We start from the raw sequence: 24991 nt of genomic DNA, 5'->3' as shown, positions 1-24991 counted from the left end.
TACACTTTTGCGGACATACGGCCCGCATCTGGCGTCGCCCTGCGCATTGCGTTCCGTTACCATAGCCGGCTTTTTTCACAACAGGGAGACACGCATGGCGCAGCAGTATGAACCGGGGCAACGCTGGATCAGTGACAGCGAAGCGGAACTGGGGCTCGGAACCATCCTGGCAACGGATGGACGCCTGCTTACAGTGCTCTACCCGGCGACTGGCGAAACCCGCCAGTATGCGCTGCGCAACGCGCCCCTGACCCGTGTGCGATTCGCCCCTGGCGACGAAATCACTCACTTCGATGGCTGGAAGCTCAACGTCCAGGAAGTCGAAGACATCGACGGCCTGCTGGTCTACCACGGCATCACCGCTCAGAACGAGCCCCGGACCCTGCCGGAAACCCAGCTGAACAACTTCATCCAGTTCCGCCTGGCCAGCGACCGCCTGTTCGCCGGCCAGATCGACCCGCTGAACTGGTTCGCCCTGCGCTATCACAGCCTGGAGCACAACTCCCGCCAGCTGCAGTCCCCGCTCTGGGGCCTCTCCGGCGCTCGCGCCCAGCCCATCGCCCACCAATTGCACATTGCCCGTGAAGTGGCCGATCGCGTTGCGCCGCGCGTACTGCTGGCCGACGAAGTGGGGCTGGGCAAGACCATCGAAGCGGGCCTTGTGATCCATCGCCAGCTGATTTCCGGCCGCGCCAGCCGGGTGCTGATCCTGGTCCCGGAAAACCTCCAGCACCAGTGGCTGGTGGAAATGCGCCGCCGCTTCAACCTGCAAGTGGCCCTGTTCGACGCCGAGCGCTTTGCCGAAAGCGATGCCAGCAACCCCTTCGAAGACACCCAGTTGGCCCTGGTTTCGCTGGAGTGGCTGAAAGAAAGCGAGCGTGCCCAGGACGCGGCCTTTGCCGCTGGCTGGGACCTGCTCGTGGTCGACGAAGCCCACCACCTGGTCTGGCACCCGGAGCAGGCGAGCCCCGAATACCGCCTAGTGGAGCAACTGGCCGAGATCATCCCCGGGGTGCTGCTGCTGACCGCGACCCCGGAACAACTGGGCCTGGAAAGCCACTTCGCGCGCCTGCGCCTGCTGGACCCGAGCCGCTTCCACGATCTGGACGCCTTCCGCGCCGAAAGCGCCAACTACCGTCCGGTGGCCGAAGCCGTCCAGGAACTGCTGGACCAGGGTCGCCTGAGCGACAAGGCTGAAGCCACCATCAAGGGCTTCCTGGGCGAAGAAGGCGAAGGCCTGCTCCAGGCCCTGGCCGCTGGCGACACCGAAGCCGCGCCGCGACTGGTACGCGAACTGCTGGACCGCCATGGCACCGGCCGCGTGCTGTTCCGCAACACCCGCGCCGCCGTACAGGGCTTCCCCGAGCGCCAGCTGCACCCCTACCCGCTGCCCAACCCGTCCGAGTACATGGAGCTGCCCATCGGCGAGCACCCTGACCTGTACCCGGAGGTCAGTTTCCAGTCCCAGCAGGACAGCAGCGACGACTCCGAGCGCTGGTGGCGCTTCGACCCGCGCGTGGAATGGTTGATCGACACCCTGAAGATGCTCAAGAGGTTCAAGGTCCTGGTGATCTGCGCCCACGCCGAGACCGCCCTGGACCTGGAAGATGCCCTGCGCGTGCGCTCCGGCATCCCCGCCACCGTGTTCCACGAGGGAATGAGCATCCTCGAGCGCGACCGCGCCGCCGCTTACTTCGCGGACGAGGAGTTCGGTGCCCAGGTGCTGATCTGCTCTGAAATCGGCTCCGAAGGCCGCAACTTCCAGTTCGCCCACCACCTGGTGCTGTTCGACCTGCCGGCCCACCCGGACCTGCTGGAGCAGCGTATCGGCCGTCTCGACCGGATCGGCCAGAAGCACACCATCCAGCTGCACGTGCCTTACCTGGAAACCAGCCCGCAGGAACGCCTGTTCCAGTGGTACCACCAGGCACTGAACGCCTTCCTCGCCACCTGCCCCACTGGCAGCGCCCTGCAGCACCAGTTCGGCCCACGCCTGCTGCCCCTGCTGGACGGTGGCGACGACAGCCAATGGCAAGCCCTGGTCGACGAAGCCGAAGCCGAGCGCAAGCGCCTGGAAGGCGAACTGCACAATGGCCGCGACCGTCTGCTGGAGCTCAATTCCGGCGGTGCCGGCGAAGGCGAGCGCCTGGTCGAGGAGATCCTCGAACAGGACGACCAGTTCGCCCTGCCTATTTATATGGAAAGCCTGTTCGAAGCCTTCGGTATCGACAGCGAAGACCACTCCGAGAACGCCCTGGTGCTCAAGCCGGGGGAGAAGATGCTCGACGCCGGCTTCCCCCTGGGCGATGACGAGGGCGTGACAGTCACCTACGACCGCAACCAGGCCCTGTCCCGCGAAGACATGCAGTTCCTCACCTGGGAACACCCCATGGTGCAGGGCGGCATGGACCTGGTGCTCTCCGGCTCCATGGGCAACACCGCCGTAGCCCTGATCAAGAACAAGGCGCTCAAGCCTGGCACCGTGCTGCTGGAACTGCTCTATGTCAGCGAAGTGGTTGCCCCGCGCAGCTTGCAGCTGGGCCGCTTCCTGCCGCCCAAGGCCCTGCGTTGCCTGCTGGACGCCAACGGCAACGACCTGGCGCCCAAGGTCGGCTTCGAAACCCTGAACGATCAACTGGAAAGCGTGCCACGCGGCAGCGCCAACAAGTTCGTCCAGGCCCAGCGCGATGTCCTCGCCGCCCAGATCAACGCCGCTGAAGCCAAAGTCGCCCCGCGTCACGTCGAGCGCGTGACCGAGGCCCAGCGTCGCCTGAAAGCCGAGCTGGATGAAGAACTGGCGCGCCTCACCGCGCTCCAGGCGGTCAACCCCAGCGTGCGCGACAGTGAACTTGAAGCCGTGCGCCACCAGCGCGACGAAGGCCTCGTACTGCTGGACAAGGCCGCCCTGCGCCTGGAGTCGATCCGGGTTCTGGTGGCCGGCTGACGGACGGTTCGTGGGCTGCCTGGCAATCAACACGCTCAATGAAACGGCCCGCAATCGCGGGCCGTTTTACATTCGGATGTCGACGACTATCAGGCCGCAGCTGCCACCAGCCCCTGGCGCATGCTCGCCGCATCCCGCACGAAGCAACGCGCGGCCTGGAACAATGCCAGCATGGTCAGGGTGAGCGCGACTGGCACCAGGAACAGCGCGTTGTGCAGCCCCACGGCCTTGAACGTCTCGTTCATCTCGCTGGCACCCGCCACCAGCATCGCGGCCTGGGAATAATGGTCCGACAGCAGGCCCACCACGACTGGGCCGAGACCGCCGCCCAGCAGGTAGAGGCCGGCAAAGAACAGCGCCATGGCCGTCGCCCGCAGACGCGGTTCGACCACGTCCTGGATGGCGGTGTAGACGCAGGTATAAAAGTTGTAGGCGAACAGCCAGCCAACGCTGAATACGCCCACGAACAGCCCGATCTCGATCCGGCCGGCCAGTAGCGCATAACCGGTGCAAACCGCCGCCACCAGCATGCTGAAGGCGGCCAGCAGCAGGCGTCCACGCTCGGATTTCTGGTGAACCTTGTCTGCCACCCAGCCACCGAGGGTCAAGCCCACCAGCCCGGTCAGGCCAGTGATGATGCCGGTCGCGATGGCCGCCTGTTCCAGCGGCATCAGGAAGTAGCGCTGCAGCATCGGCACCATGAAGGAGTTGGTCGCGTAGGTGGCGAAGTTGTAGGTCAGTCCCGCCAGGGTCAGCCACCAGAACGTACGAATCGCCAGGACCCGACGCAGCGGCTTGTCCAGCGGTGTAACGGCGACCTGCACCGACTCCGCGGCACCGCGGGCTGGTTCCTTGATGAAGAACATGAAGATCGCCAGGAGCAGCCCCGGCACGGCAGCAATGAAGAAGGGTGCGCGCCAGCTGTCGAACGCCTTGACCATCGCGCCGATCGTGAAGAAAGCCAGCACGAGGCCCAGCGGCAGGCCCAGCATGAAGATGCCCATGGCGCGGGCGCGTTTGTGGGCCGGGAACAGGTCACCAATCAGCGAGTTGGCCGCAGGCGCATAACTGGCCTCACCGATACCGACGCCCATGCGCACCAGCAGGAAGCTCCAGAAGTTCCAGGCCAGACCATTCACAGCCGTCAGCCCACTCCACACCGCCAGGCCCCAGCCCATGATCTTCCTGCGTGCGCCGGTGTCCGCCATGCGCCCCAGCGGCACGCCGGCCACGGCGTAGACCAGGGTGAAGGCGGTACCGATCAGGCCCAGCTGGAAGTCACTCAGGCTCCACTCATGGCGCACCGGCTCGATGATGATGGCCGGGATGGTCCGGTCGAAGAAATTGAACAGGTTAGCCAGGAACAGCAGGAAGAGCACGCGCCAGGCATTGCCCGCTTGAGGAGATTGTTGCATGAGTCGGTCTCGTTGTTGTTGTCAGGCGCCCGGATAACCGCAAGCCGGGCTCAATGCTGCAATCTAGAGCGTCCTGCTGGCCACTGTCTGCGACAATTCGTGGCATTTATGTAACCCAATGCTGCCAGGGTGCGGGCGCTCGACATACGACCTGCGCCATACCAGCTATCCCCTCCTGACGACCGTTTGGCGCCCGAGTACGCACGTGCAAGGTCAGCCGTCCACACTGGCTACACTGACAGCATTGTGCCAGCAACTCCCTCCCCCGCTCTTGAACCGCCTGCATGGGAATTCCGTCTATGGATTGGCTGGGCCTGCGTTTCAGTAGTGAGCTTCCTGCGGACGGTCAAATCCTGTTGGCCTGCACCCATAACAGCTGGCTGGTGCTGCTGGCGTTCCTCGTAGCTTCAGCCGCCGGCTACTGTGCCTTCGACATGGCCGAGCGGGTGGCCCACGCCCAGCAGCCGGAAACCCGACGACGCTGGTGCTGGTTGGGCGCCTGCTGCCTGGGAGGCGGCATCTGGGCGATGCATTTCATCGCAATGCTGGCGTTCGAAGCACCAGTCACCATCGATTACGACATCCCCACCACCGCCCTTTCCCTGTTGATCGTGGTCGCTGCTTCCCTGGTCGGCATGTACACCCTCGGCCGCCCCAAGGTAGAGCCTCGTCAAGCATTCGCAGCCGCTCTGGCCGTCGGCCTGGGCATCGCGGCGATGCATTATTGCGGCATGGCCGCCATCCGCTCGGTCGCGACCCAGTACTACCACCCCGGCATGGTGGCGATCTCCATCGGTGTCGCCGTCGCCGCCAGCCTGGCGGCCATCCTCATGTCCGCCTTCTTCCGCGAGCGCACAGAGGGCCACCAACTGCTGAAGGTCCCCGCCAGCCTGGCCATGGGCGCGGCCATCTGTAGCATGCACTTCACGGGCATGCTTGCCCTGCAGATGGCCGTTCCGGCGGGCGTCGAGCTGCACCTCGAACGCGCCGACAACGCCCTGCAACTGGGGCTCAGCCTCTCGGTGATTGCGGGCATGGTGCTGCTCTGTGCGCTGGGCGTAGCCTGGGCCGACAAGAAGCTGCAACGCAAGGAACTGGACCTGCAGCATGTCAGCAACCTGCTTCACGAACTGGAGCAGGTGAAGGCCAAGCTGCAGAACGCCGCCCACTTCGACGCACTGACCAACCTGCCCAACCGCCGCGCGTTCAACGAATTCTTCGCTGAAAAGCTGCACGCCCATGCACAGTTCAAGCAGTCGTTGGCGGTGATGTTCCTGGACGTGGACCACTTCAAGCGCGTCAACGACAGTCTCGGCCACGACGCTGGCGATGAGCTGCTCAAGGTGGTAGCCGAACGGGTGCGCAGCGTACTGCGCCGCGACGATGTCATCGCCCGGCTGGGAGGCGATGAATTCTGCGTGCTGGCCGGTCTGAGCAACCTGGTGGAGGCCAAAGCGCTTTCGCAGCGCATCATGCAGCGCATGAAGGAACCGATCACCCTCGCCGGCCGCAACGTCACCATGACCACCAGTATCGGTATCAGCCTCTTCCCGGACGATGGCGAAACCTGCGAGGAGCTGCTTAAACATGCGGACCTCGCGCTCTACCAGGCCAAGAGCAGCGGGCGCAACAATCTGCACTTCTTCAGCCGCCATCTGAAAAACAAGGCCACCTTCGAGCTGCAGCTGGAAGAGGAGCTGCACCTGGCCCTGGCCAAGGACGAGGGTCTGCTCCTCCATTACCAGCCCATCCTCGACCTGCACAGCGGCGTGGTCACCAAGCTGGAAGCCCTGGTGCGCTGGCAGCACCCGCAACTGGGCATGCTCCCTCCGGACCGGTTCATCGGCGTCGCCGAGGCCAATGGCTTCATCGCCAAACTGGATGCCTGGGTCTTGCACCGTGCCTGTCGCGACCTTGCCAGCCTGGCCGCACAGGGCTTCCACGAACTGCGCGTGGCGGTTAACTGCTCGGCGCTGAACCTCAGCCGCGACGAATTGGTGGATGAAGTGCAGCGCGCCCTGAAGGAAACCGGCATTCGCCCACAGCGACTGGAGCTGGAAGTCACTGAAAACGCCCTCATGAGTAACGTCAATCAGGCCCTGCACCTGCTGGAACGCATTCGCAACCTGGGTGTGACCATCTCCATCGACGACTTCGGCACCGGCTACTCATCCCTGGCCTACCTGAAGCGCCTGCCCCTGGACACCCTGAAGATCGACCGATCCTTCGTCATGGACATACCCGGCAGCCACGCCGACATGGAAATCGTCCAGGCCATCATCGGCATGGCCCATACGCTGCATCTCCAGGTGGTGGCCGAAGGGGTGGAGACCCGCGAGCAACTGGACTTCCTTCGCGCCCATGGCTGCGACTACATCCAGGGCTACCTGCTCAGCCGCCCCCAGCCGCTGGCGGCAATCGAAGACGTCCTGAATCACCCCAACGGGCTGGGTACCAGCAATGTGCTGCCGCTGAGACCCGTGGACTCGAGTCCGGCGTAAGGTGCGCCGGGCCGGGGGGAAGGCAAACCGTCCAACCCGGAACGGGCCCTAGGCTCTGTACGAAAAGTGCCTGGGGGCTTCGCGCGTGATGCTGCGTTGAAATCGGCCTCGTGCGCGAGTCCGATCAGAATGCTCATTTACAACGCGTAAACTGCGCTTCTTCGGCCGATTGACTCGCTCGCGCTCACCCTTCGGGCCAGCCTTCGGCTGTTACTCCCGATGGTCATTGCACCTTGCCTGACCTTCGCTCGACGACTTTTCGCACGAACCCTAGCGCTGGCGCAGATACTCCAGAACCGCCGCCTGTTCGCCGGCGAACTCGATACGCGACGCCTTGCTCTCGCGCTGGTAGGCGTACATGGGGTCGTAATACTCGCGCAGCAGGCCTTCGATCCAGCCGCGGTGCAAGTCGACCTTGCCGGACGCTTCCTGCTCGACCAATGCCTGATCCATCAGGGCTGCCATGCGTTGGTGGCGTTCGCCGCCCAGGCGCCGGACGATGTTGTCCAGGCTCTGGCGCAACCGCTCGGCGAAGCGCGGGAAGCCGTGTTCGGCACCATGGGTGGCGATGAACTCGCTACAGAGGTTGACCACGTAATCACGCAGTATGCGCTCCACACGGTCCTCGAAGCTGTCGTCCAGCCAGACCAGCGGATAGTCCTGCATGCCCTGGTACAGCTCCAGCGGCACCGAGCAGCTGCCGACGATGCGGCCTTCGTCCTCCAGCACGAACTGCTGATGACCCGCAGCGCGCTTCTTCAGGATGTCGATGGACAGGTAGTTCTCGAAATCGATCTGCACCGGCTGCGGGGTGGCGCGCTTGCCAAAACTGGAGCCCCGGTGATTGGCGTGGCCTTCCAGGTCCAGGCTGTTGGGCAGCTGGGCGATCACATCGGTCTTGCCGGTGCCCGTCAGTCCGCCCACCAGCACGAAATCGCATTGGGCCACGGCATCCTGGGTGGTTTCCAAGAGGAAAGTCCGCATCGCCTTGTAGCCCCCCTTCACCCGCGGGTACTCGATGCCCGCGTCGGTCTTCAGCCACTGCTGGACCAGCTGCGAACGGAGTCCGCCACGGAAGCAGTAGAGGTAGCCATGGGGATTGGCTCGGGCAAAGGCCGCCCAGGCCTCGATACGCTCAGCCTTGATCGCGCCGCTGACCAATTGGTGGCCGAGAGCGATGGCCGCGTCCTGGCCATACTGCTTGTAGCAGGTGCCCACCTTCTGCCGCTCGACGTCGGTCATCAGCGGCAGGTTAACGGTGTGAGGGAAAGCGCCCTTGCCGAACTCCACGGGGGCGCGGGCATCCATCATCGGCAGGTCGTTGAGGAAGATTTCGCGGTAATCGGCGGTATCCGGGCGCATCAGAACACCTCGACCGCAAGACTCTGTCGCTCGTGCAGCTGGCCGATGGGCGCAAGCTGCAGGCCCAGTTCCTCGGCCACGGAGAGAAACTCCGCCTCCCCTTCCGGAGTCACCGCCACCAGCAGCCCGCCGCTGGTCTGCGGGTCGCAGAGCAGCAGTTTCTGCACCTCGGCCAGCGGCGCCAGGCGATGGCCGTAGCTGTCGAAGTTACGCAGGGTGCCGCCGGGCACGCAGCCTTGCTCCAGGTAGTACTCCACGCCTGGCAGGCTGGGCACCTTGGCGTAGTCGATGCGTGCAGTGAGGCCGCTGCCATCGGCCATTTCAACCAGGTGGCCTAGCAGGCCGAACCCGGTCACGTCGGTCATGGCCGTGACGCCCGCCAGCTTGCCGAAACGGCTGCCCGGCTTGTTCAGGGTGCACATCCAGTCGCGGGCCAGGCTCACGTCGGATTCGCGCAACTTGCCCTTCTTCTCGGCGGTGGTGAGGATGCCGATTCCCAGCGGCTTGGTCAGGTAGAGCTTGCAGCCTGCGGTGGCGGTGTCGTTGCGCTTCATGTTGCGTTTATCCACCACACCGGTGACGGCCAGGCCGAAGATCGGTTCGGGCGCGTCGATGGAATGCCCGCCGGCCAGGGGAATGCCGGCCTCGTCACACACCGAACGGCCACCGCGAATCACTTCGCGTGCCACTTCCGGCGGCAGCAGGTTCACCGGCCAACCGAGGATGGCAATGGCCATCAGCGGGTCGCCCCCCATCGCGTAGATGTCGCTGATCGCATTGGTCGCGGCAATACGGCCGAAATCGTAGGGATCATCGACAATCGGCATGAAGAAATCGGTGGTGGATACCACACCGCGCTCCTCGTCCAGGGCGTAGACCGCCGCGTCGTCCTTGGAGGCGTTGCCCACCCAGAGCTTAGGATCGAGGTTCTGCGCGCCGCTGCCGGCGAGGATCACTTCCAGCACCTTGGGGGAAATCTTGCAGCCGCAGCCCGCGCCGTGGCTGTACTGGGTGAGGCGGATGGGTTCGGTCATCTGGGTCTCTCTACAAAAGCGAAATCAATTTCCTGTAGGGGCGAATTCATTCGCCAAGCAGGCTAACGGCCTGCCCTGGGAGTTCCACCGGGGCCGCTATGCGTCCCTTGGCGAATGAATTCGCCCCTACAAAATGCGCACTTGCCAGCTCAAGCCAGCCTGGCCTTCCACTCCGGCAACCAGCCGAGGGTATCGGCAGTTACGCCGGTGGGCTTGTATTCGGCGCCCATCCAGCCGGGGTAATCATCTTCCTGCAGGGCGCGCAGGGCCGGGCCGAAGTCGGTTTTACCCGTGCCCGGCTCACCGCGACCGGGGCAGTCGGCGAACTGCACATGGCCGATGCGGCCGGCCAGCAGGCGAATACCCGCCGCCGCGTCCACGCCCTGGCGAGCCATATGGTAGAGGTCGTACTGGGCGCTGAGGTTGGGATGGTCCACGTCGCGCAACAGCTCATCCAGCTGCTCCGGCGTGTTGATCAGGAAACCCGGCATATCCAGCGAATTGATCGCCTCGCAGACCACGCCAATGCGCAGCACGGCAAAGGCTTCGGCAGTCTTGCGCAGGTTGGCGGCCAGACAGGCCAGGGCCCGCTCTCGACTCACCCCGTCAGCCTTGCGCCCGGCCAGCACATTGACGAAGCGCGGGCGCGTCATCGCGGCGTAGCTCAGGGCCTGCTCCAGTGCGTCGTCGAATTGTTCCTGCCGCTCCGGCACGGCGGCAAGGCCAGGGCCACCTTCCATCAGGTCGCCGGCCGGCAGGTTGAACAGAATCAACGGCAGGCCGGCCGCCTCCAGCACTTCCTTCATGCGGATCGCCGGCAACTCATAGGGAAACTGCACCTCGACACCGTCGAATCCAGCAACGCGGGCAGCGATGACGCGCTCGATCAGCGGTCGGTCGGTGAACAGCAGGGACAGGTTGGCGGCAATCTTCATCACAGGTTCTCCCGATACATTTCCACCAGCGTAGCCGGATCGCGCTCCAGGTTGCCCTGGCTACCGTGCAGACGCATCAGTTGGGCAGCCAGAGCGCTGAGCGGCGTGGCCGAATCATGCTCGCGGGACAGACGCACCGCGGTGTCCAGGTCTTTCAGCAGCGTGCGCACGTGCCACTTGATGGGTTCGAAATGGCTCTCGGCCATCTGCGGCGCCAGGATCTGCAGCGGTTTGGAGTCGGCGAAACCACCGGCAAGGGCCGGGGCGATCAGGCTGGCGTCCACGCCGGCTTTTTCCGCCAGGGCGACCACTTCGGCAATCACCAGGGCATTGCAGGCCACGATCATCTGGTTGCACACCTTGGTCACCTGGCCGGCGCCGATCCCGCCCATGCGGGTCAGCCGCTGGCCCAGGTGAGCCAGGATCGGGCGCACCCGTTCCACATCGTCCTGATGACCGCCGGCCATGATCGCCAGGGTGCCGGCTTCGGCACCGGAGGTGCCACCGGAGACCGGCGCATCCATCCAGCGCATCCCGCTGCGCGATTCCAGCTCGGCGGCCATTTCGCGGGTGGCAGCCGGCTCCAGGCTGGAGAAATCCACCAACAACTGACCGGGCTTGGCGCCTTCGACAATGCCGCCCTCACCGAAGACCACCTTGCGCACCACGCGGGTGTCGGCCAGGCAAAGCATCACGATATCCGCCTCGGCGCACAGCTCGGCCGGCGTCTTCACACGACGGGCGCCCTGCTCCAGCAAAGGGGCGCACTTATCAGGGGAGCGATTCCACACGGTCAGCGGAAAGCCGGCGGCCAGCAGGCGGCGGGTCATGGGCAGGCCCATCAGGCCGATGCCGGCGAAGGCGATGGAAGGCAGGGAAGCGGTCATGCCAAGACTCCAGGCAGTTGGCGAATTGCACATCTTAAACGCCTGGCCAGCAACGTGAAGCTTCCAAGCTAACGGGTGGCCACTATAATCCGCCTGCCTTTTCCGCTATTGAACCGGAGAATCCCATGTTCAAACGCACTTTGGCCCTCGCGGCCGGTATCGCTCTGTCCCTGTCCGCTGTCATTTCCCAGGCCGCCGACACCCTCAAGGTTTCGGCCATTCCCGACGAAGCCCCCACTGAACTGCTGCGCAAGTTCAAGCCTCTCGGTGCTTACCTTGAGCAGCAATTAGGCATGAAGGTCGAGTTCGTGCCCGTGGCCGACTACGCCGCCGTGGTCGAATCCCTGGCGGCCGACCGCCTGGACATGGCCTGGCTCGGCGGCTTCACCTTCGTCCAGACGCGCCTGAAGACCGGCAACGCCATCCCCCTGGTGCAGCGTGAGCAGGACGAGAAGTTCACCAGCAAGTTCATCACCGCCGACCCGGCGGTGAACTCCCTGCAGGATCTCAAGGGCAAGACCTTCGCCTTCGGCTCGGTGTCTTCCACCTCCGGCAGCCTGATGCCGCGCTACTTCATGCAGAAGGACGGTATCGTTCCCGAGCAGTTCTTCTCCCGCGTTGCCTACTCCGGTGCCCACGACGCCACCGTCGCCTGGGTTCAGGCCGGCAAGGTCGACGGCGGCGTGCTCAACGCCAGCGTCTGGCAGAAGCTGGTGGATGCCGGCAAGGTCGACACTAGCAAGGTGAAGGTCTTCGCGACCACCCCGACCTACTACGACTACAACTGGACCGTGCGCGGCACCCTGGACCCGGCCCTGGCCGAGAAGATCAAGCAGGCCTTCCTCGCCCTCGACCCGGCCAACCCGGAGCACAAGGCGATCCTCGACCTGCAGGCCGCTTCCCGTTTCATTCCGACCAAACCCGAGAACTATGAGGGCATCGAGGAAGCCGCACGCTCGGCCGGCCTGTTGAAGTGAGCCTCGCGCTGCACGGCGTGGACCTGGTCCACGCCAACGGCCAGCCTGCGCTCAACGGCATCGACCTGCTCGTTGGCAACGGCGAACGGGTGGCCATCATCGGCCCCTCCGGTGCCGGCAAGACCAGTCTGCTGCGGCTGCTCGCCACCAGCCTGAAACCCGCCGCCGGGCAGCTCCAGCTGCTCGGCGCGGCGCCCTGGTCTCTGTCTGCCGGTGCCCGCCAGCGCCTGCGCGCACGCATCGGCCTGATCCACCAGGCGCCGCCGCTGCCACCCCGCCAGCGGGTGGTCACGGCGGTACTGGCCGGCAAGCTCGGCCAATGGTCCCTGGCCAAGGGGCTGTTCAGCCTGCTGCATCCGCTGGACAGTGCCGGTGCGCAAGCCGCCCTGGCGCGGCTGGACCTTTCCGACAAACTCTTCGAGCGCTGCGACCAGCTCTCCGGCGGCCAGTTGCAGCGGGTCGGCATCGCCCGCGTGCTCTACCAGGCACCGGAACTGATCCTCGCCGACGAACCCGTCTCCGCCATGGACCCGGTGCTGGCCGACCACACCCTTGGCGTGCTCTGCGCCGATGCCAGCCGCCGTGGCGTCACCCTGCTGGCCAGCCTGCACGCGGTGGAACTGGCGCTGGAGCACTTCCCGCGCATCGTCGGTGTACGCGACGGCCGCATCGCCTTCGATCGCCCGCGAGAAGCCGTGAGCCAGGCCGACCTGAACGCGCTGTATGCCAACGAGCAACTGCACGGCGACCTGCCGTCCTCAGCGCCCGTGGCGGCCCCCATCCTGCATATTCCGCGATGCTGAAATCCGCCCCCCGCGATCCTGCGGCCCTGCCCCGGCTGCTGCTCACCGTCCTCGCCCTGGCCCTGCTCTGGCCGGGCCTGCGGTTGAGCGAGCTGAATCCGGCCGTGCTGTTGGACGAAGGCAATGCTCGCACCATGGGGCAGTTCCTCTCCGCCTTCTGGCCCCCCGAGCACGGCGAGGAATTCCTCCACCTGCTCGGCCGCGCCACCCTGGAGACACTGGCCATCGCCACCGCTGGCATGAGCCTGGCGCTGCTGATTGCCCTGCCCGCCTCGCTTCTGGCCAGCCGCGCCCTGTCGCTGTCCGCCCTGCACCGCGGCGGCCGCCCGGCCTGGTGGGCCCAGGCTCTGCGCTGGCCAGTGCGCGGGCTGCTGATCTTCCTGCGCAGCGTGCCGGAAATCGTCTGGGCGCTGCTGTTCGTTCGCGCCGTGGGCCTGGGCCCCACCGCCGGAGTACTGGCCATCGCCATCACCTACAGCGGCATGCTCGGCAAGGTCTATGCGGAAATCTTCGAGTCCGTCGACCCGCGCCCCACCCGCGCCCTGCTCGCCGCTGGCGGCCCGCGCCTGGCTGCCTTCGCCTACGGCGTATTGCCAAGCGCGGCGGCGGAGATGATTTCCTACACCGTCTACCGCTGGGAGTGCGCAGTGCGTGCCTCGGTGGTCATGGGCTTTGTGGGGGCCGGCGGCCTGGGCCAGCAGATGGACCTGTCCATGCGCATGTTCGCCGGCGGTGAAGTGGCCAGCATGCTGCTGACCTTCCTGGCCCTGGTGCTGCTGGCGGATCAGCTCAGTCGCTTCCTGCGCGGGAGGTTCGCGTGAAGGCGGGCAATATCCTGGTGATCCTGGCCTTGCTGGGCGCGGTGATCGCTTCCTTTATAGGGCTGGGCATCGATCTGGGTGCCCTTGTCAGCGGCGATGCCCTACAACAGATGGGCAGTTACGCCGCGCGCTTCCTCCAACCTGACCTGTCCGCCACGCACCTCAAGGCCATTGGCTGGGGCGCGCTGGAAACCCTGGCCATGTCGGCCCTCGGCACCTTGCTGGCAGCACTGCTGGGATTACTCTTCGCGCTGCCTGCTGCCGGCCGTTTCGGCAGCCTGGCCCAGGGTGTCGCGCGCCTGGTGCTGAACGCCCTGCGCGCCGTACCGGAGCTGGTCTGGGCTGCCCTGATGGTGCTGGCCGCCGGCCTCGGCCCGAATGCCGGCACGCTGGCCCTGGCCCTGCACACCGCTGGGGTACTGGGCCGTCTGTTCGCCGAAGCCCTGGAGAACACCCAGCCGGAACCCGCCGAATCCATTCGCCTGAACGGTGGCGGGCGTGTCGCGGCGTTCTGCTACGGCACCCTGCCCAGCGTCTGGCCGCAACTGGTGGCCTACATGCTCTATCGCTGGGAGAACAACATCCGCATGGCCAGCGTGCTCGGATTCGTCGGTGCCGGCGGTCTGGGGCAGATGCTTTACATGAGCCTCAGCCTGTTCCAGGAGGCGCAAGCGTCCAGCGTGATCATCGCCATGCTGGTGCTGGTACTGGGGGTGGATGCCCTGAGCGGCTGGATGCGCCAGCGCTGGGTCAGCGCTTGAGGTGAATGCGGGAGTCGACCCCGACCTGCATCCGTGGGTTGGTCCGAGCTGCGCGAGGCCCAACATTGGCGGTTCAACCCGCCCCCACTCGTTGGGTTTCGCTTCGCTCTAGCGGAACGCCGCCCGCACCATCTACGGCCAACTCCGCAGTCGTAGGATGCGGTTGAGCGAAGCGATACCCGTCAGCACCGATTGACTCAGAATCGAAGCGAGCGGGAAGGTGGAAACCACGATGCGGCCTCCACCGGGACAGGGATCAGAGACCGTCCTTTTCCAAATGGTCGAAGTTCACGGTCTCACCCGGCTCGGCGCCCAGTACGCGGCGGATATCTTCGAAGATCAGGTCGTATTCCTTGTGGTTGCGCATGATCAGGGTGTTGTTGGGGTTGAGCCCATGCTTCACCGCGACCTTGGAGACTACGCTGGCGAAGTTGAACGCCGTGTCGCGGTGCATCTCGAACTCCTCCTCGAAATGCTTGCCGCCGATCTCGCCCACCATGCGGAAGTGCAGCATGGTGCCTTCCTTCGCGTCAGGACGAGCCTCGTAGTAGAGGTCGATGGAGAACTCCTGCTGCCCCGGGATTCCGGGGATGTTGGCCCGATGTACATGGCCCGGCTCGAACATGATGGCACTCCCTGTGGATAGCGAAGAGAAGTAGTAGGTGGAAACAGTCTAGCTCGCCCCACCAGTTTCGCCGGCTGCCCCTAGCCCGTGCAGGGTCAGGCAATCGGCACCCTCCTGGACGCCCGTCCCAGGCGTCCACGAGCGCCTCGTCAGTGACGGGTCGGCGCCTCGTCACGTTCCTGGATCAGCACCCAGGGAGCCACCACGACAGCCCAGAGTCTCGGGTCACGCGCCAGCAGGTCCTGTGCGCGGGATTCTTCCACCTTGCTGAGCTTGCCGGAGGCCAGCAGCGCCGCGACCTGGGGTTTGTCGTCTTCCGCCACCGCCAGGGCAATGGCCACCAGGTCTTCCGCCCCTTCGACCCAGAGCAAGGCACCCCGGGCGAAGAAGGGCTGTAGCTCTTCCCAGGTGATGGCGGCGGTTTCGCCGAGCAGCTTGGCATAGAGGGTGCTAGCGTTGTCGTTCATGGCGTGTTCTGTGTTGGTTGGTAACGAATGGATTTGGGGGGAACAATGATAGGGGCTGTGGAGGGCTTGTTGCGAGCCAGGGAAACTTCAACCGGCCCTCACTTCGGCCAACAATCAGACGAGCCCGGCCTGACGACTCCAACCACAACCAAGACACGCCGTATTTCTATACGTTTGTTTCAATTAAGCGACACCAGATCATTCCGCCATCAAAACCCGACTTTTCAAGCCGTAAATCAGCAATCTACACTGTTCCGGTACAGTTGCCGGGGGGTGTTGGCGGGGTGCAATTCCCTGTCCCGTAGCTTCGGCAAACAGGACAACAACAACGAAAAACACAAGAGTGGAGCACTATGAACAAGGCTACCAAGCAGATTTCCAAACTGTTCGCCGCCATGGCTCTGGCCAGTGTCGCCAGCTACTCCGTAGCGGCTGACACCATCAAGATCGCCCTGGCTGGCCCGGTGACCGGTGCGGTCGCCCAGTACGGCGAGATGCAATTCATTGGCGCCAAGATGGCGATCGAGCAGATCAACAAGGCCGGCGGGGTGAACGGCGCTCAGCTCGAAGGCGTGGTCTACGACGACGCTTGCGATCCGAAACAGGCCGTTGCCGTCGCCAACAAAATCGTCAACGACGGTGTTCACTACGTGGTTGGCCACCTCTGCTCCAGCTCCACCCAGCCTGCGTCCGACATCTATGAAGACGAAGGCATCCTGATGATCACCGCGGCTTCCACCAGCCCGGACATCACCTCCCGTGGCTACCAGCTGGTGTTCCGCACCATCGGCCTGGACAGCCTGCAAGGCCCGACCGCCGGCAACTTCATCGCTGATCACATCAAGCCGAAGACCGTCGCTGTCATCCACGACAAGCAGCAGTACGGCGAAGGCATCGCCACTGCCGTCAAGCAGACCCTGGAAGGCAAAGGCGTGAAAGTCGCCCTGTTCGAAGGTATCAACGCTGGCGACAAGGACTTCTCCACCATCGTTTCCAAGCTGAAACAGGCCGGTGTGGACTTCGTCTACTACGGCGGCTACCACCCGGAACTCGGCCTGCTGCTGCGCCAGTCGGCTGAAAAAGGTCTGAAAGTCCGCTTCATGGGTCCGGAAGGCGTGGGCAACAAAGAGCTGTCCGCCATCGCTGGCCCGGCTTCCGAAGGTCTGCTGGTTACCCTGCCGAAGTCCTTCGACCAGGATCCGAAGAACCAGGCCCTGGTAGAAGCGTTCAAGGCCAAGAACGAAGACCCGAGCGGTCCGTTCGTGTTCCCGGCCTACGCTGCCGTTCAAGTCATCGCCGAAGGCATCAAGAAAGCCGGCGAAGACGACACTGCCAAGGTCGCTGCCGCCCTGCGCGCCAACACCTTCGCTACCCCGACCGGCAACCTGGCCTTCGACGAGAAGGGCGATCTGAAGGACTTCAGCTTCGTGGTGTACGAGTGGCACAAGGACGGCACCAAAACCGAAGCTAAATAAGCTTCCCGCCTGAACGCAAAGCCCACTGCTACGGCAGTGGGCTTTGTTTATCCGTGTTTTACGGGCTCCGCTGCGCCACAAGCGCCGCTTTTCGTGATGCCCGAGGAGTTAGGGAATGCCTGATCTCTACCACTATCTGCAACAGCTGGTTAACGGGCTCACCGTTGGCAGCACCTATGCCCTGATCGCCATCGGCTACACCATGGTCTACGGCATCATCGGCATGATCAACTTCGCCCACGGCGAGGTTTACATGATTGGCTCGTACGTAGCCTTCATCGTGATTGCCGGGCTTACCATGCTCGGGCTGGAAAGCCTTCCGATCGTCATCGTCGCGGCTTTCGCGGCGAGCATCATCGTTGCAAGCGCGTACGGCTACAGCATCGAACGGGTCGCTTATCGCCCCCTTCGCGGCAGCAACCGGCTCATCCCGCTGATCTCCGCGATCGGCATGTCGATCTTCCTGCAGAACGAAGTACTGCTGACCCAGGACTCCAAGGACAAGGCGATCCCGAACCTGATTCCAGGCAACTTCGTGTTCGGCGAGAGCACCATGAACGGCGTGGTGATCTCCTATATGCAGATCCTGATCTTCGTCGTCACTTTCCTGGTCATGTACGGCCTCACGATGTTCATCTCCCGTTCGCGCCTGGGCCGTGCCTGCCGCGCCTGCGCTGAAGACATCCGCATGGCCAACCTGCTGGGCATCAACACCAACAACATCATCGCCCTGACCTTCGTCATCGGCGCCACCCTGGCCGCCGTGGCCGCGGTGCTGCTGGGCATGCAATACGGCGTGATCAACCCGCACATCGGCTTCCTCGCCGGTATCAAGGCCTTCACCGCGGCCGTACTCGGCGGCATCGGCAGTATTCCGGGTGCCATGCTCGGTGGCCTGGTGCTGGGCGTGGCCGAAGCCTTCGGCGCCGACATCTTCGGCGACCAGTACAAGGACGTCGTGGCTTTCAGCCTGCTGGTTCTGGTCCTGTTGTTCCGGCCGACCGGCATCCTTGGCCGTCCGGAGGTGGAGAAGGTATGAATACTCGACTCAAAACGGCGTTTTTCAGCGCCCTCCTGGTGCTGGCCGTCGCCTACCCCGTCCTCGGCCTGAAACTCAGCGTCGTCGGCGTGGGCCTGGTGGTCACCGGCGCCGACACCCCGACCCTGCTGGCCATCGCAGCGTGCGCCGTGGCCATGTTCGTCTGGCAGATGATGCGCGACAAGGTGCAGGGCGCCTGGGCCGCCGCGCCCAAACTGCCGGGTATGTCGAAGAGCACCAGCCACTTCCTCACCCTGCCGTCCACCCAGCGCTGGGTCGTCCTCGGTCTGATCGTGGTCGCCCTGGTCTGGCCGTTCTTCGGCTCCCGCGGTGCCGTGGACATCGCCACGCTGATCCTGATCTACGTGTTGCTGGGCCTTGGCCTGAACATCGTGGTTGGCCTGGCGGGCCTGCTGGACCTGGGTTACGTCGGCTTTTACGCCGTCGGCGCCTACAGCTATGCCCTGCTCTCGCACTACTACGGCCTGGGTTTCTGGGTATGCCTGCCGATCGCCGGCCTGATGGCCGCGTTCTTCGGCTTCATCCTCGGCTTCCCGGTGCTGCGCCTGCGCGGTGACTACCTGGCCATCGTGACCCTGGGCTTCGGCGAGATCATCCGCCTCCTGCTGCGCAACATGACCTGGCTGACCGGCGGCCCGAACGGCATCAGCAACATCGACAAGCCGACCCTGTTCGGCCTGACCTTCGAGCGCCGCGCCGAAGAAGGCCTGCAGACCTTCCACGAGTACTTCGGCATCGCCTACAACTCGGTGAACAAGGTGGTCTTCCTCTACCTGGTCGCCCTGCTGCTGGCCCTGTTTGCCCTGTTCGTGATCAACCGTCTGCTGCGCATGCCGCTGGGTCGCGCCTGGGAAGCCCTGCGCGAAGACGAGATCGCCTGCCGCGCGCTGGGTCTCAACCCGACGATCATCAAGCTCTCAGCCTTCACCCTGGGCGCCTGCTTCGCAGGTTTTGCCGGCAGCTTCTTCGCCGCGCGCCAAGGCCTGGTGACCCCTGAGTCCTTCACCTTCATCGAGTCGGCGACCATCCTCGCCATCGTGGTGCTGGGTGGCCTGGGTTCCCAGTTGGGCGTGATCCTCGCCGCAGTCGTCATGATCCTGCTGCCGGAACTCATGCGTGAATTCAGCGAGTACCGGATGCTCATGTTCGGCGTTCTGATGGTGCTGATGATGATCTGGCGCCCGCAAGGCCTGCTGCCGATGCAACGTCCCCACCTGGAGCTGAAACGATGAGCCGCCCGATTCTCGAAGTAAGCGGTCTCACCATGCGCTTCGGCGGCCTGCTGGCCGTCAACGGGGTGGGTCTGACCGTACAGGAAAAACAAGTCGTCTCCATGATCGGCCCGAACGGCGCCGGCAAGACCACCGTGTTCAACTGCCTGACCGGCTTCTACCAGCCGACTTCCGGCAGCATCCGCCTGGATGGCGAGCAGATCGAAGCCCTGCCGGGCCACAAGATCGCCCGCAAGGGCGTGGTACGGACCTTCCAGAACGTCCGCCTGTTCAAGGAAATGACTGCGGTGGAGAACCTGCTGGTCGCCCAGCACCGCCACCTCAACACCAACTTCCTCGCCGGCCTGCTGAAGACCCCGGGCTTTCGCAAGAGCGAGCGCGAGGCCATGGAATACGCCGCCCTCTGGCTGGAGAAGGTCAACCTCACCGACGTCGCCAACCGCCCGGCCGGCACCCTGGCCTACGGTCAGCAGCGTCGCCTGGAAATCGCCCGCTGCATGATGACGCGCCCGCGCATCCTCATGCTCGACGAACCGGCTGCCGGCCTCAACCCGCGTGAGACCGACGACCTCAAGGCGCTGATCGCCATGCTGCGCAACGAGCACAACGTGACCGTGCTGCTGATCGAGCACGACATGAAGCTGGTGATGAGCATTTCCGACCACATCTATGTGATCAACCAGGGCACCCCCCTGGCCGACGGCACGCCGGAGCAGATCCGCAACAACCCCGACGTGATCAAAGCCTATCTGGGGGAGGCCTGAACCATGCTTACTTTCGACAAGGTTTCCACCTTCTACGGCAAGATCCAGGCGCTGCACGGCGTCAGCATGGATGTGAAAAAGGGCGAGATCGTCACCCTCATCGGCGCCAACGGTGCCGGCAAGTCGACCCTGCTGATGACCCTCTGCGGCTCGCCGCGTGCGGCCAGCGGCAGCATTCGCTATGAAGGCGACGAGCTGGTCGGCCAGGAATCCTGCGACATCATGCGCAAGAGCATCGCCGTCGTGCCGGAAGGCCGCCGCGTGTTCGCCCGCCTGACCGTCGAAGAAAACCTGGCCATGGGCGGCTTCTTCACCGCCAAGGGCGACTTCCAGGAGCAGATGGACAAAGTGCTGCACCTGTTCCCGCGCCTGAAGGAGCGTTTCGAGCAACGCGCCGGCACCATGTCCGGTGGCGAACAGCAGATGCTCGCCATCGGCCGCGCGCTGATGAGCAAGCCCAAGCTGCTGCTGCTCGACGAGCCTTCGCTGGGTCTGGCGCCCATCATCATCCAGCAGATCTTCGACATCATCGAGCAACTGCGGAAGGACGGCGTAACCATCTTCCTGGTGGAACAGAACGCCAACCAGGCGCTCAAGCTGGCCGACCGTGGCTATGTGCTGGAGAACGGGCGCATCGTCATGCAGGGCAGCGGCGACGACCTGCTCAACGACCCCAAGGTCCGCGACGCCTACCTCGGCGGCTGACGCCCTCGCAGTAAAAGAAACGGCCCCTCGCGGGCCGTTTTCTTTTCTGGCGGCCCCTTGTGGGAGATTCCATGTCAATCAGCCGCAGCGGCCTCGTAGGTTGGTCCGAGCCGGCGCGGACCAACGTGGCACGGCACAGGCGCCGAAGCGTTGGGTTTCGCTGCGCTCTACGCCAACCTACGAAAACCTCCTCGCTCTGGCGCGGCCTCTGTAGGGGCGAATTCATTCGCCAAGGGTCGCGCGGCGGCCCCGTAGATACCGTCTTGTTTAGCCCCGGGCAAGGGCCAGTTGGGCATCGAATGGCTGGCCGGATTTCAGTACGCCATAGGCGATATGCAACAGCTTGCGCATGGCCGCGCAGACGATCTGCTTTCCGGCCTTACCGCGGGCGCGCAGGCGCTGTGCCAGGGCATTGATCGCGGGGTTGTGGGTCATCGAGGTGATCGCCGGCATGTACAGGCCCGCGCGTAGCCGCGCTGAGCCCACACGGGAAATGCGTACGTGCCCTTTATGCTTACCCGAATCCTGTAGCTTCGGATTCAGCCCGGCAAAGGCAGTGATCGCTCGCGCGCTCTCGAACTGCAGCGGATCACCCAGTTCCGCCAGGAGCAGGGCGGCAGTCTGCTCGCCGATACCATCGATGCTGGTCAGCAGATCGCGTTTACCCCGCAGGTCTGGATCATCATCGATATGGTCGCGGATGGTTTTCAGGGTCTCGGCAATCTGCTCTTCGACACGCTGCAGCACTGAGTGAATCGACTCTTGCACGCTGGCATCGGCCACCCCCAGACGATTGCGCTCCATCTGCTCGATCTCCTTGAGATCCTGCAGGCGCCGCACCAGGGCACGCAGACGGCGGATCGCGGCAGGCTCGGGTTGCCAGGCGCGCAGCTCATCTTGATGGTGCTCGCCGTAGCTGGCAATCAGCTTGGCGTCGACCTGATCCGTCTTGACCCGTTGCAACTGGCTTCGCGCGTAATAGGCAATCTGCGCAGGATTCATCACGCAAATCCGGTAGCCCAGCGCGTAAAAGTGCTCAGCCAGCGCCTCGTGGTAGGTACCCGTCGCCTCCATCACGATCCAGGCCCCAGGTTCGCTGTGCTTGTTCAACCACTCCTGCAACACCTGAAAGCCCTCTGCGGCGTTGATCAGCTTGGCCTTGCTGCGGTACTTGCCGTTGGCCTGCAGGGTGGCGATATCGAAACTGTGCTTGGCAATGTCAATGCCGACGATGCTGGACATGCAACCTCCTCAATCCATCCAGAGTGATCATCACTGCACCCGGCCCGGCCTTGTGAATGCGAGCTCTCACTTGAAGTGGGCTCTAGATACCGTTCGAGCTATCTGAGTGAGTGTGGAGGGCCAGGGCACTATCTACGGGTCGGGCTCGAGGCCTAAGGGTGGACACGGCTTCCTGGCTCTCCCCCGATGATCAGTCGGGGACTATCACCCCTTGAGAGGGTGGTAGTCGAGATACAAGGTTGGTCCGAGCGCAGCGAGGGCCAACGCAGGAAACACCCGGGGACCTCGAATCGTTGGGCTTCGCAGGCTCAGCACCAACCTACATCGATTCAGGTCTTGTCCTTGAGCCCCGGCAAGGCAATTCCCGCCCATTCGCACTACGCTGTGCCGGAACCTGCAAACAAGGAGTCCGCATGAGCCTTTCGCTACTGAGCCGTTACGCCTTCTTCGCCTTCTGCGCGCTGTTCACCCTCTTCAGCCTGCCCTTCACCGGCCACGAATGGATCTGGCCCTTCACGCTGCTCGCTGCTGTACTCAGTACGCTCGGCGTGCTCGACCTGCTGCAGTCGCGCCATGCGGTGCGGCGCAATTACCCCATCCTCGGCAACATCCGCTACCTGGTCGAAGGCATTCGCCCGGAAATCCGCCAGTACCTGCTGGAGGCCGACGATGACCGCCTGCCCTTCTCCCGCGCCCAGCGCTCGCTGGTCTATGCACGGGCCAAGAACGAAGGGGGTGACAAACCTTTCGGCACCCTGATCGACGTGTACAAGTCCGGCTACGAATTCATCGGCCATTCCATGCGCCCGGCGCCGCTCAGCGACCCGACCTCCTTTCGCGTCGTAGTAGGCGGGCCGCAGTGCAGCCAGCCCTACTCGGCCTCGGTCTTCAACATCTCGGCCATGAGTTTCGGCTCCCTCAGCGCCAACGCCATCCGAGCGCTGAACCGTGGCGCCAAGCTCGGCAACTTCTATCACGACACCGGCGAAGGCAGCATCAGCCCCTACCACCGCGAGAACGGCGGCGACCTGGTCTGGGAGCTGGGCAGCGGCTACTTCGGCTGCCGCACCAGCGACGGCCAGTTCGACCCGGAACGCTTCGCCACCCAGGCACGCAGCCCGCAGGTTCGGATGATCGAAATCAAGCTCTCCCAGGGCGCCAAGCCCGGGCACGGCGGCATCCTGCCCAAGCACAAGGTCACTGAAGAAATCTCCCTCACCCGTGGCGTACCCATGGGCGAAGACTGCATCTCGCCCTCGCGCCACAGTGCCTTCTCCACCCCCATCGAAATGATGCAGTTCATCGCCAAACTGCGGGAGCTGTCCGGCGGCAAGCCAGTGGGCTTCAAGCTCTGCCTCGGTCATCCGTGGGAGTTCATGGGCATCGCCAAGGCCATGCTGGAAACCGGCATCCTTCCCGACTTCATCGTCATCGACGGCAAGGAAGGCGGCACCGGCGCGGCACCGCTGGAATTCACCGACCACATCGGCGTGCCCCTGCGTGAAGGGCTGCTGTTCGTGCACAACACCCTCGTTGGGCTGAACCTGCGGGACAAGATCAAGCTCGGCGCCAGCGGTAAGATCATCAGCGCCTTCGACATCGCCAGCGTGCTGGCCATCGGCGCAGACTGGGCCAACTCGGCACGTGGTTTCATGTTCGCCATTGGCTGCATCCAGTCGCAGTCCTGCCACACCAACAAGTGCCCCACCGGCGTCGCCACCCAGGACAAACTGCGCCAGCGCGCCCTGGTCGTGCCGGACAAGGCGCAGCGGGTGCAGATGTTCCACCGCAACACCCTCAAGGCCCTGGCCGAGATGCTGGCCGCCGCCGGCCTCGAACACCCAAACCAACTGGAGCCCCGCCATCTGGTGCGACGCGTATCAGACAAGGAAATCCGCCTGTTCTCGCAGATTCACGTCTTCCTCAATCCAGGCGACCTGCTCAAGGACAAGATCGAGGCAGACTTCTACGAACGCATGTGGGCCATGGCTCGCGCGGACAGCTTCGAGCCGTCGTGTGCCTGGTGAGAAATGTGGGGCCGCTTCGCGGCCTCATCGCGATTGAAATCGCTCCCACAGGATGGTCGCGGCACCTTCTTGCGGGAGCGAATTCATTCGCGAAACAGAGTCACCCCTTGAGCACCCCGCCATCCACCGGAATCAGCACTCCGGTCACATAGCTGGCCCGCGGACTGGCCAGAAACGCCGCCATCGCGCCGAACTCCTCCGCCGCGCCATAGCGCCCCACCGGAATCGCCGCCTGCTCCTTGGCCATCAAGCTGGATACCGGTGTGCCGCTGCGCTCAGCCGCACGCAGCAGCAGGGTTTCGGTGCGCTCGGTCCAGAACGAACCGGGCATCAGGGTATTCACCGTCACCCCATCGGCCGCCACCTCAGCGGACAGCGACTTGGCCCAGTTGGCCAAGGCGCCGCGCAAGGCGCTGGACAGCACCAGGCCGGGAATGGGTTCCACCACACTGGTGGACGAAATCATCAGGATGCGGCCGAAGCGTCGCTGACGCATACCGGGGAGGAAAGCGTTCACCAGCGCCATGGTACTCAGCAACATGGCGTCCAGTTGGCGATGCCAGAGTGACGGGTCGAAATCCACCGCATTGATCGGCGGCGGCCCACCATTGTTGGCAACCAGAATGTCCGGCGCGCCGATGGCCGCAACGACCTGTTCGATGGCCATGTCCACGGCGCCCAGGTCGTTCAGATCCACCGCAACCGCCTGCGCCTCTCCGCCGTTACGGCGGATGCGCTCTACGGCAAGGTCCAGCTTCGACAGATTGCGCGCCAGCAGGCAGACCCGCACCCCTTCCCTGGCCAGGGCCTCGGCCACGCCGAAACCCAACCCGGAGCTGCCGCCGCACACCAGGGCACTGCGGTTTTCAAGTTGAAGGTCCATGATCAGCACTCCATTTCCAGGTTCACCCGCCAGTGTGCGCCTGACGCTGATCGAGGCCAATGGCCAAACAA

At 64.2% G+C, this 24991-nt stretch carries 21 protein-coding genes; 12 read left to right on the top strand and 9 right to left on the bottom strand.

Translation table 11 applies throughout. The features are described from left to right. The first annotated feature begins 94 nt into the window (after window positions 1–94). A complete protein-coding gene (gene rapA / locus THL1_RS08605) occupies window positions 95–2944 on the top strand; it encodes an RNA polymerase-associated protein RapA (protein WP_069082877.1) in 2850 nt (949 codons plus the stop codon). Between the two features lie 89 nt (window positions 2945–3033). Here rapA and THL1_RS08600 read toward each other — a convergent pair whose 3' ends face one another. Continuing rightward, window positions 3034–4359 carry a spinster family MFS transporter gene (locus THL1_RS08600; protein ID WP_069082876.1) on the bottom strand — a complete coding sequence of 442 codons (1326 nt, stop codon included), beginning with the start codon at window positions 4357–4359 and terminating at the stop codon, window positions 3034–3036. 299 nt (window positions 4360–4658) lie between these two features. On the opposite strand from THL1_RS08600, the gene THL1_RS08595 reads away from it, so the two are divergent. Further along, a complete protein-coding gene (locus THL1_RS08595; RefSeq protein WP_069082875.1) occupies window positions 4659–6860 on the top strand; it encodes a putative bifunctional diguanylate cyclase/phosphodiesterase in 2202 nt (733 codons plus the stop codon). 270 nt (window positions 6861–7130) lie between these two features. Here THL1_RS08595 and mnmH read toward each other — a convergent pair whose 3' ends face one another. The 4 genes from mnmH to THL1_RS08575 form a co-directional block, all read right to left on the bottom strand. Then, a complete protein-coding gene (gene mnmH / locus THL1_RS08590) occupies window positions 7131–8222 on the bottom strand; it encodes a tRNA 2-selenouridine(34) synthase MnmH (RefSeq protein ID WP_069082874.1) in 1092 nt (363 codons plus the stop codon). Beyond that, a complete protein-coding gene (gene selD / locus THL1_RS08585; protein WP_069082873.1) occupies window positions 8222–9256 on the bottom strand; it encodes a selenide, water dikinase SelD in 1035 nt (344 codons plus the stop codon). Before selD ends, mnmH begins: the two co-directional genes overlap by 1 nt. Window positions 9257–9405: 149 nt before the next feature. Further along, the gene (locus THL1_RS08580; RefSeq protein WP_069082872.1) at window positions 9406–10191 is read right to left on the bottom strand and encodes a hydroxypyruvate isomerase family protein; all 786 of its coding nucleotides are present in this window, start codon (window positions 10189–10191) and stop codon (window positions 9406–9408) included. Next, a complete protein-coding gene (locus tag THL1_RS08575) occupies window positions 10191–11078 on the bottom strand; it encodes an NAD(P)-dependent oxidoreductase (protein ID WP_069082871.1) in 888 nt (295 codons plus the stop codon). The genes THL1_RS08580 and THL1_RS08575 overlap by 1 nt, the downstream gene beginning before the upstream one ends. A 125-nt stretch (window positions 11079–11203) precedes the next feature. Between THL1_RS08575 and THL1_RS08570 the strand changes: the two genes are divergently transcribed. From THL1_RS08570 to phnE, 4 genes are read left to right on the top strand one after another with little or no spacing between them, the layout of a single operon-like run. Continuing rightward, the gene (locus THL1_RS08570; RefSeq protein WP_069082870.1) at window positions 11204–12055 is read left to right on the top strand and encodes a putative selenate ABC transporter substrate-binding protein; all 852 of its coding nucleotides are present in this window, start codon (window positions 11204–11206) and stop codon (window positions 12053–12055) included. Beyond that, a complete protein-coding gene (locus THL1_RS08565) occupies window positions 12052–12858 on the top strand; it encodes a phosphonate ABC transporter ATP-binding protein (RefSeq protein ID WP_069082869.1) in 807 nt (268 codons plus the stop codon). Before THL1_RS08570 ends, THL1_RS08565 begins: the two co-directional genes overlap by 4 nt. Continuing rightward, window positions 12852–13679, top strand: coding sequence for a PhnE/PtxC family ABC transporter permease (locus THL1_RS08560; protein ID WP_069082868.1), 828 nt, complete (start codon window positions 12852–12854; stop codon window positions 13677–13679). Before THL1_RS08565 ends, THL1_RS08560 begins: the two co-directional genes overlap by 7 nt. Next, a complete protein-coding gene (phnE, locus tag THL1_RS08555; protein WP_069082867.1) occupies window positions 13676–14440 on the top strand; it encodes a phosphonate ABC transporter, permease protein PhnE in 765 nt (254 codons plus the stop codon). Before THL1_RS08560 ends, phnE begins: the two co-directional genes overlap by 4 nt. A gap of 256 nt (window positions 14441–14696) precedes the next feature. On the opposite strand, the gene THL1_RS08550 is transcribed toward phnE, so the two are convergent. Both THL1_RS08550 and THL1_RS08545 read right to left on the bottom strand, forming a co-directional pair. Further along, window positions 14697–15065, bottom strand: coding sequence for a DUF5064 family protein (locus tag THL1_RS08550; RefSeq protein ID WP_069082866.1), 369 nt, complete (start codon window positions 15063–15065; stop codon window positions 14697–14699). Window positions 15066–15214: 149 nt separating this feature from the next. Continuing rightward, entirely contained in the window at window positions 15215–15532 is a 318-nt protein-coding gene (locus THL1_RS08545) for a DUF2288 domain-containing protein (RefSeq protein WP_069082865.1), read from the bottom strand. Window positions 15533–15885: 353 nt separating this feature from the next. On the opposite strand from THL1_RS08545, the gene THL1_RS08540 reads away from it, so the two are divergent. From THL1_RS08540 to THL1_RS08520, 5 genes are all read left to right on the top strand, one after another. Continuing rightward, a complete protein-coding gene (locus THL1_RS08540) occupies window positions 15886–17007 on the top strand; it encodes a branched-chain amino acid ABC transporter substrate-binding protein (RefSeq protein ID WP_069082864.1) in 1122 nt (373 codons plus the stop codon). A 115-nt stretch (window positions 17008–17122) separates the two neighbouring features. Next, the gene (gene livH, locus THL1_RS08535; protein ID WP_069082863.1) at window positions 17123–18046 is read left to right on the top strand and encodes a high-affinity branched-chain amino acid ABC transporter permease LivH; all 924 of its coding nucleotides are present in this window, start codon (window positions 17123–17125) and stop codon (window positions 18044–18046) included. Beyond that, complete coding sequence (locus tag THL1_RS08530; RefSeq protein ID WP_069082862.1) at window positions 18043–19299, top strand: high-affinity branched-chain amino acid ABC transporter permease LivM; 1257 nt, start codon at window positions 18043–18045, stop codon at window positions 19297–19299. Before livH ends, THL1_RS08530 begins: the two co-directional genes overlap by 4 nt. Next, on the top strand, window positions 19296–20063 hold the full coding sequence (gene livG / locus THL1_RS08525; RefSeq protein ID WP_069082861.1) for a high-affinity branched-chain amino acid ABC transporter ATP-binding protein LivG: 768 nt from the start codon (window positions 19296–19298) through the stop codon (window positions 20061–20063). Before THL1_RS08530 ends, livG begins: the two co-directional genes overlap by 4 nt. Window positions 20064–20066: 3 nt before the next feature. Beyond that, window positions 20067–20768, top strand: coding sequence for an ABC transporter ATP-binding protein (locus THL1_RS08520; RefSeq protein WP_069082860.1), 702 nt, complete (start codon window positions 20067–20069; stop codon window positions 20766–20768). Window positions 20769–21035: 267 nt separating this feature from the next. Here THL1_RS08520 and THL1_RS08515 read toward each other — a convergent pair whose 3' ends face one another. Further along, entirely contained in the window at window positions 21036–22010 is a 975-nt protein-coding gene (locus THL1_RS08515; protein ID WP_069081544.1) for an IS110 family transposase, read from the bottom strand. A gap of 413 nt (window positions 22011–22423) precedes the next feature. Between THL1_RS08515 and THL1_RS08510 the strand changes: the two genes are divergently transcribed. Further along, entirely contained in the window at window positions 22424–24037 is a 1614-nt protein-coding gene (locus tag THL1_RS08510; RefSeq protein WP_069082859.1) for an FMN-binding glutamate synthase family protein, read from the top strand. 100 nt (window positions 24038–24137) lie between these two features. On the opposite strand, the gene THL1_RS08505 is transcribed toward THL1_RS08510, so the two are convergent. Further along, window positions 24138–24920 carry an SDR family oxidoreductase gene (locus tag THL1_RS08505; protein WP_069086454.1) on the bottom strand — a complete coding sequence of 261 codons (783 nt, stop codon included), beginning with the start codon at window positions 24918–24920 and terminating at the stop codon, window positions 24138–24140. Window positions 24921–24991: the final 71 nt, after the last annotated feature.

Origin of the sequence: Pseudomonas sp. TCU-HL1 (assembly GCF_001708505.1) — a bacterium.
Classification (GTDB): domain Bacteria; phylum Pseudomonadota; class Gammaproteobacteria; order Pseudomonadales; family Pseudomonadaceae; genus Metapseudomonas.
The sequence above is the reverse complement of the archived record's forward strand: the minus strand, read 5'-3'. Positions and strand labels throughout refer to the sequence as shown.

Excerpts from the sequence above, each read along its gene's own strand:
- rapA (WP_069082877.1), top strand. The coding sequence starts at position 95 with ATGGCGCAGCAGTATGAACCGGGGCAACGCTGGATCAGTGACAGCGAA.
- THL1_RS08600 (WP_069082876.1), bottom strand. The coding sequence starts at position 4,359 with ATGCAACAATCTCCTCAAGCGGGCAATGCCTGGCGCGTGCTCTTCCTG.
- THL1_RS08595 (WP_069082875.1), top strand. The coding sequence starts at position 4,659 with ATGGATTGGCTGGGCCTGCGTTTCAGTAGTGAGCTTCCTGCGGACGGT.
- mnmH (WP_069082874.1), bottom strand. The coding sequence starts at position 8,222 with ATGCGCCCGGATACCGCCGATTACCGCGAAATCTTCCTCAACGACCTG.
- selD (WP_069082873.1), bottom strand. The coding sequence starts at position 9,256 with ATGACCGAACCCATCCGCCTCACCCAGTACAGCCACGGCGCGGGCTGC.
- THL1_RS08580 (WP_069082872.1), bottom strand. The coding sequence starts at position 10,191 with ATGAAGATTGCCGCCAACCTGTCCCTGCTGTTCACCGACCGACCGCTG.
- THL1_RS08575 (WP_069082871.1), bottom strand. The coding sequence starts at position 11,078 with ATGACCGCTTCCCTGCCTTCCATCGCCTTCGCCGGCATCGGCCTGATG.
- THL1_RS08570 (WP_069082870.1), top strand. The coding sequence starts at position 11,204 with ATGTTCAAACGCACTTTGGCCCTCGCGGCCGGTATCGCTCTGTCCCTG.
- THL1_RS08560 (WP_069082868.1), top strand. The coding sequence starts at position 12,852 with ATGCTGAAATCCGCCCCCCGCGATCCTGCGGCCCTGCCCCGGCTGCTG.
- THL1_RS08550 (WP_069082866.1), bottom strand. The coding sequence starts at position 15,065 with ATGTTCGAGCCGGGCCATGTACATCGGGCCAACATCCCCGGAATCCCG.
- THL1_RS08545 (WP_069082865.1), bottom strand. The coding sequence starts at position 15,532 with ATGAACGACAACGCTAGCACCCTCTATGCCAAGCTGCTCGGCGAAACC.
- THL1_RS08540 (WP_069082864.1), top strand. The coding sequence starts at position 15,886 with ATGAACAAGGCTACCAAGCAGATTTCCAAACTGTTCGCCGCCATGGCT.
- livH (WP_069082863.1), top strand. The coding sequence starts at position 17,123 with ATGCCTGATCTCTACCACTATCTGCAACAGCTGGTTAACGGGCTCACC.
- THL1_RS08530 (WP_069082862.1), top strand. The coding sequence starts at position 18,043 with ATGAATACTCGACTCAAAACGGCGTTTTTCAGCGCCCTCCTGGTGCTG.
- livG (WP_069082861.1), top strand. The coding sequence starts at position 19,296 with ATGAGCCGCCCGATTCTCGAAGTAAGCGGTCTCACCATGCGCTTCGGC.
- THL1_RS08520 (WP_069082860.1), top strand. The coding sequence starts at position 20,067 with ATGCTTACTTTCGACAAGGTTTCCACCTTCTACGGCAAGATCCAGGCG.
- THL1_RS08515 (WP_069081544.1), bottom strand. The coding sequence starts at position 22,010 with ATGTCCAGCATCGTCGGCATTGACATTGCCAAGCACAGTTTCGATATC.
- THL1_RS08510 (WP_069082859.1), top strand. The coding sequence starts at position 22,424 with ATGAGCCTTTCGCTACTGAGCCGTTACGCCTTCTTCGCCTTCTGCGCG.
- THL1_RS08505 (WP_069086454.1), bottom strand. The coding sequence starts at position 24,920 with ATGGACCTTCAACTTGAAAACCGCAGTGCCCTGGTGTGCGGCGGCAGC.